Annotated in this window: 5 protein-coding genes; 2 read left to right on the forward strand and 3 right to left on the reverse strand. The window is 44.9% G+C overall.

Annotation, left to right across the window (positions count from 1 at the left end):
- Positions 1 to 6 precede the first annotated feature (6 nt).
- Both CRP01_RS22720 and CRP01_RS22725 read right to left on the reverse strand, forming a co-directional pair.
- Positions 7 to 939, reverse strand: a complete 933-nt coding sequence (locus CRP01_RS22720) for a hypothetical protein (protein ID WP_099152408.1) — start codon at positions 937 to 939, stop codon at positions 7 to 9.
- A 2-nt stretch (positions 940 to 941) separates the two neighbouring features.
- The gene (locus tag CRP01_RS22725; RefSeq protein ID WP_099152409.1) at positions 942 to 2,396 is read right to left on the reverse strand and encodes a type IV secretory system conjugative DNA transfer family protein; all 1,455 of its coding nucleotides are present in this window, start codon (positions 2,394 to 2,396) and stop codon (positions 942 to 944) included.
- A 227-nt stretch (positions 2,397 to 2,623) separates the two neighbouring features.
- Between CRP01_RS22725 and mobF the strand changes: the two genes are divergently transcribed.
- Both mobF and CRP01_RS22735 read left to right on the forward strand, forming a co-directional pair.
- Positions 2,624 to 5,425, forward strand: coding sequence for a MobF family relaxase (mobF, locus tag CRP01_RS22730; protein WP_099152410.1), 2,802 nt, complete (start codon positions 2,624 to 2,626; stop codon positions 5,423 to 5,425).
- Positions 5,426 to 5,519: 94 nt separating this feature from the next.
- Entirely contained in the window at positions 5,520 to 5,795 is a 276-nt protein-coding gene (locus CRP01_RS22735; RefSeq protein ID WP_143473501.1) for a hypothetical protein, read from the forward strand.
- 38 nt (positions 5,796 to 5,833) lie between these two features.
- Here the strand turns inward: CRP01_RS22735 and CRP01_RS22740 are convergent, their stop codons facing one another.
- On the reverse strand, positions 5,834 to 6,199 hold the full coding sequence (locus CRP01_RS22740; protein ID WP_099152412.1) for a single-stranded DNA-binding protein: 366 nt from the start codon (positions 6,197 to 6,199) through the stop codon (positions 5,834 to 5,836).
- Between the last annotated feature and the right edge of the window lie 385 nt (positions 6,200 to 6,584).

Raw genomic sequence — 6,584 nt, forward strand, 5'->3', positions numbered from 1 at the left:
TTAACTTTAATCAATTGAGGCAACATTTGGGAAATCCACTTTCCGATTTTCAGGATGATCAACCTCACCTAGTCTTTCCATGTATTCCGCCTGTACCTGAGCAAGTTTCATTCCGTCCATTTGGCTGTCGATCACATCCAGTAACATTGACCTATTTTCGATAAACACTCTATATTCTTCTAAAAATAAACAAGCTGCTGAAATCTTAAGAACCAGAGGCAATGTATTAATGCCAGGTAATAGTGTTGATCCAATGGCGAGAACATAGATAAAGCCTGGTTCCAGGATCATCCAGAGGTACCTTTCTTTGATTTCAACGCCAAAAATTCTTTTTTCTGCAAGCCAGTTAAAAAGAGATTTTCCTCGATGGTAAGAGTGAATTATTTCATCTCTATTTTTTCTAAGTCTCACTTCTATGAAATGGAAGAAAGAAAACAACAGAACGATCCAATACAGATATTTTAGATCAGGTAGGAGGCCATGAAATTTCAGGATTGGATTTTTCAGGATCGAGGTTAGTAAATAGGTCTTTAGCATACCCACCGTTTCCTCTCCCTGGTTAGTTGAGGTTAGTATAAGATATATTTCACCGATGCTATATCCACTTTCCCAGTTGAGCCTATCAATATTTAAGGCCTGTAAACTTTGATTAAAGACTTTCTTGCCTTCCGGAATTGCGTCTACAGAAATTTGAACAAAGGCGAAAAACAGGTAAACGGATAGTACTGTAATAACGCCAAAAGTTCTTTCTCCAAGCTTTTTTCTAAAAATAGCTCTGGGAACATAAGCTCCAACTGAAAGCAAGAACTTAAATATATAATAGAAGAATGCGATAATGATAGGCTGTTTTCTTCGGGAAGCAGAGAAAACTCTTCCGGCCAGATCATTCACTATTGATTTGTCGCTGATCCGGGCGACTTTAGACGAGGTTGTTTTCATGATTAAACACTTTGGTCAAAAAAGGTTCTGTAAAAATTTAGATTATTGCTCCAGGTCTTTCCCGCTACAGTGATGACCCCCTCAACTTTTAGATCATTTTCAAATCCACCGCTTTTAAGCATAGTGAATTCCCTTGGTTCAACCAGATGAAGCAACTGCTGTGAAATACCTGCAGATGTGTTCTCATTTTTACCAACATTGATCGAACGGACATTTTTAAAGGCATTTCCAATTGTCCTTGCCGCCCATTCATTTGTAACGGCATCATTATTAGCATGAAAGATTTTAGTGCCTAAATTCCCAAGCAATGAATCTATTTTGGGACGAGGATCTTTTCCCCCTATTGCGCTGTAATAATTTGAAATGTTCTGGCTTAAGAAGACCGTACAAGCCCTGGAACTTCGGGCAGTGGTCTGAAAGATCTGATCATAATCGGAAAGAAAGAGTTGGCTTTCATCTACCCACAAAAACACAGGTAGGAGATCTTCATTAGGATTTCTTCTTTCGGCTGCCTGTTGCCACAGAAGCTTATAAATGCCCTGAGCATATATTCCTGATGCCAGGTATTCTTTGACTGGAAAATCAAGCACTATGATTTTTCCTTCGAAGGTAGCTTCGGGATACAAGTTAGTAGATTTGGAAAAGTGTTTTTTTAATATGCCAGAGGTAAATGGTTCTGCTAGCCCTAGGAATGATTCAACAACGATAGCTCTTGTTTTTTCAGGAACTCTTGAAAATTCGTTAGTAAAGTAATTCGTGACGAATTCGCATTCTTTTTCTAAAGGCGTATTATCACATCTTGCGCTAGCTTTAATGATACATCCAATGCAAAAGTTTTTCTCTCCTACTCCCTCTATTTCCTCATTGCTCAATTCAGATAAATCTTTCATGTCTTCCTCATAAGGAGCTTGGGACAGTAGATTGATCATATTCTCAATACTGACCTTCTCTCCTGAAAATTTGAGCAATTGGATCATTCGGTTGATACAGCGTTTTAGTGCATTGTCCCAATAACGCTCTCCATCACCTCCATCACCGCCTCCTCCCGAAAATCGGTTACCCATTTTGTAGATCTCCATAAAAAGATAGCTGAGATTGAAGATTTCACCGGCACCTTTGCCTGTTCGGTTTAACTCATAATCGAGCGGATTGAATTGATACTGGCTGTCTTCCCGGAAAATAATCAGATCGTCTTCCCGTCCAGCTTCTTTAGCCAGCTTTTCCCAGTTTTCTCTTTCGTCTGGTTTACCGCAGAGGACTAGGCCACCAAAACCGTTTTTCAAAAATGCTTTGGCTAAAGTTTTTCCAGAGCCAGAGCTCTTTCCTGAACCGATCCCTCCGAAAATTTGAACCCCTCGAACTGCATCGCGTATCGTCCACCAATCCTCTTTGCTTTGAGAAAACTTGACAAGTGGGTAGTCTAGATCGGTTACAATAGATTTGTTGTTTGAAGACATTTGAATGATGGTTGTTTTAGAAATTAAAAGTATCTATCGCTATAAACCTACCACGATTTCATGTGACAATTTGTATCACCTTGTCCTCCATTTTCAGTATTCCCGCATTTTCCAATTCATTGATCTTGTATCAGTTAAGCAACGGTTTTAAATTGCTTTCAGATCCTAAGGCAGTGCTTAGGGGAGACGCCTGTACCAAATCAATGAATTAATCTATACTCTGCTCTATGCTAAGAATTACCACCAGTAGATCAGCTGCGGGAGCCCTTCAGTACTTCAACAAGGGACTGACCAAGTCCGACTACTATGCCGAGAAAGGGGAGATCATCGGCAAGTGGCAGGGACGTACAGCTGAACGTTTGGGATTGTCCGGAGATGTTGGGAAAGAACAATTCGAGGCATTGGCCTACAACAAAGATCCGGCGACTGGAGAACAACTGACCGTCCGAAATGCCTCCTCCAGACGGGTCGGATACGACTTTACTTTCAGTGTGCCCAAGTCGGTAAGTGTAGTTTACGGATTGACCAAAGATAATGAAATCTATGAGGCATTCAACGCCGCCGTTCAGGAAACGATGTTGGAGATTGAACAAAATGCCGCAACCCGGGTACGCAGCAATGGCCGGAACGAAAATCGAACGACGGGCAACCTGGTCTGGGGTACCTTCACACACGATGATGCGCGCCCGGTTGGAGGTATTCCGGACCCACATTTGCACCAACATGTATTCGTGTTCAATGTCACCTACGATGATCAGGAGAAACGTTTCAAGGCCGCTCAGTTCGGGGATATCAAAGCCGATGGAGCCTATTACGAAGCGGTCTTCAATTCCCGCCTGGCCGATAAACTGCAAAAGGTCGGTTATCAGATCGAGCGCAACGAACGGGATTTTGAGTTCAAAGGATTTGGAAGATCGACCATTGATAAATACTCCAACCGCACCCGCGAGATCAACCAGAAGGCCAAAGAGCTGGGCCTGACCTTTGCGGAAGATAAAGCCGAGCTAGGTGCTAAGACCAGAGCCAATAAACGCGACGGCTACGATAAAGAGGATATCCGTCTGCAGTGGCGTTCCCGGCTGTCGGAAAAGGAACTGGAGCTGGTCCACACCGCCAAAGGGGAGCCGCCGCCGGGCGGCGGAACTGCTGTTGAAAAGAAAATGGGAAGGGCCAGAGAAGCCTTTGACTATGCACTCGATCATTCATTGGAACGAAAATCAGTAGCCGGCGAAAAAGAGCTTCTGATCTTGGGGCTCAAACGTGGCATCGGCACGATTACGCCAGAGGATCTGGAAAAAGAACTTGCCTCCAGGAAGGATCTGCTCAGTAATAAAGATCGGAAATCCGGAGAGGTGATCTACACCACGCCGGAAGCATTGGCAGAAGAAAACCGGCTACGGGATAGCGCCCGGGCTGGCAAAGGCACCTTCCAACCTATACACTCCGACTACCAAGTGAAAAATGAAATGCTGACAGCAGAGCAGACCGCAGCGGTAAAGCATGTACTTTCCTCAAAAGATTTCATTACTGTGGTAACCGGTGATGCTGGCACCGGCAAGACCTGGTCGATCAAAGAAGTGGCGGAAGGCATGAAAGAAAAAGCTGTAACATTTGGGGCTTTTGCGCCGTCATCTGCGGCTTCCAGAGAAGTGCAAAGAGGTGATGGATTTGAAAATGCTACAACGATCGCCGAATTGTTACAAAGTAAAAAGTTGCAGGAATCGGTTAAAGACGGAGTGATCTGGGTGGATGAAGCGGGGATGGTCGGCAACAAGACCATGAACCAGGTGATCAAAGTTGCCCAGGAACAAAACGCCCGTATCCTGCTCACCGGCGATACTAAACAACATGGCTCCGTAGAACGCGGTGATGCCCTCCGGATAATTGAAGAATTCGGTGGTATCCAACCGGCGCGGATCAGTAAGATCCAGCGGCAAAAGGTGGATGCCTACCGTAAGGCTGTAGAAAACATTTCCAAGGACCAGGTCGAAAAAGGCTACCAGTTGCTCGACCGGATGGGGGCGATCAAGGAAGCACCCGACTTTGAGCAGGCCAAGGTCAACGTGGCCGGCGAATATGCAGCTTCCGTCAAAGCCAAGGAAAATGTCCTGATCGTGGCCACCACCCACGCTCAGGGAAAGGCCGTGACCGAAACGATCCGGGAAAAGCTGAAAACGGAAGGTATGCTTAGGGGAGAAGAAAAGCGGTATGCGGTACAAAAGAACTTGTCTTATACTGATGCGCAGAAAAAAGACCGGGCCAATTATTCGGAAGGCATGATCGTGCAATTCCACCAGAATGTAAAAGGTGGCATCAAACGTGGCACTAAGTACCAGGTTTTAGGCAAAGATCAAAACGGTGATGTGCTGGTTGCGGATGAACAGAAAAACCGGATGGTTTTGCCAGTCAAGGCAGCCAATAAATTCTCTGTATACCGCAAGGAGGAAATTGAACTTGCCCAGGGTGATCAGATCCGGATTACACAGAACGGTTTTTCGAATGAGAAAAAACGGCTGAATAATGGCAATATATTGTCAGTAGTCGGCTTCGATCAGAAGGGCAACATCATTGCCTCCACGGGCAAAAATGAAGTGACCGTCGGCAAAAATTTCGGCAACCTGTCACATGGCTACTACACTACCTCGCCGGGATCCCAGGGAAAGAGCGTCAACCGGGTGATTATCATGCAATCGACGATGACCGGCCGGGCAGCGAGTAAAGAGCAGTTTTATGTGTCGGCCTCCAGAGGAAAGTTTGCTATATCCATCCATACTGATGATAAGCAACAATTGCTACGATCCGTTCAGCGGTCTTCACAGCGTATGACGGCCGGACAAGTGGCCAGCTCCGGCCAACAGCCGGAAAGAACTGGCCTCGACAAGTTGAAGGTCATCGGCTCGATCTACCGTACAGCTGTATCCAAGGTTGCCAATCTGAAGGATACATGGCAGAATAAAACTGTAGGCATTATCAGTATGATTCCTAAACCACCACAACCGATAAAACATGCGCCTGTCCGATCAAAATAGCAATATCTCGAAGATCCTAAATCAGAAGACTAACCCATCTTTCAAGACTCGGGGTGAGAGTGTTTATTACGGCCTGACGGATAAAGATGCGTCTATGGCCGTAGCACTCAAATTTGTGATGCGTTCCGGCGAGCAGAAGGCGGTCCATTATCATGATATTCTGTCGCCGATTGAATACGATGGGAATGCACTCATTACACTTTATACTTCCCGACTGACCATCCGGATTGAAGGTCAGTACCTGGGCGCTCTTTTTGATTACATTATTCAGCACCGGGTAAAGAGTATTGAGGAACCGCAAAGTACTTTCCCTTCGGAAGGGCCGGGGAAACTGGCGGTAAATTCGATCCTATTTGAAGATCCGGAGTGAATAGAAAAAAGAGGGCTACGAATAGCCCTCATGAGCGCCTATGCGGCGCTTTGGTCTTTCTTGACCAATGGAGCCTGATCGACCTTGGCGGCTACGATACTGACTTCCTTTTTGGTAATGGCAGTACCATCGTCATTCTGGATCTCGAATGGACGATAGGAAAGGGAACCGATGATCTCCAGTCTGGTGCCTTTCTTGAAGGCTTTCACAGATTCAATCAGTTTCGGATTGAAGATGACAACATCATGCCAGATGGTCTCTTTATCCTGCCAGTTGCCTTCCTGGTCTTTGTAGCTATCGGTAGTAGCAACTGACAAAGCGGCGAATGTGCCATTGCTGGATTCAACAACACGGGCTTCTTTGCCCAAGTTGCCGATAAGTTTTACTGTATTATTGTAAGCCATTTTGATTCTCCTTTTAGGGTTATTAAAAATTTATACCCGCACTAAACAGCATTTCAAGGAGAAATCGGCAAAGAGTAAAAAACGGAAGGCTTCCCCAGGGAAAGCCGTTTTTTCTATTGGGGATTTTGGGTGGAATGGTAGGAAGGGAAGGGGATTTGTATGGCCCAAAATCATGAAAAATTGGTTTGACAATTTAGATTGTTATAATAAACTTAAGCGAAGTAGTTCTTAATGTAGGAAGTTAGGTTTTATGATCTAAGTGCTCTTGTGCTCTTCCCCTAATGCGCAACCACACTAAAGTAGAGATTCTGATTTTGTAATTCGAGTTCATCCGGGGTTTTATAGCCAATCGAGCTATGTGGCCGGATGGTGTTATAAATGACAC

Origin of the sequence: Flavilitoribacter nigricans DSM 23189 = NBRC 102662, assembly GCF_002646595.1 — a bacterium.
GTDB classification, from domain to species: Bacteria; Bacteroidota; Bacteroidia; order Chitinophagales; family Saprospiraceae; genus Flavilitoribacter; species Flavilitoribacter nigricans.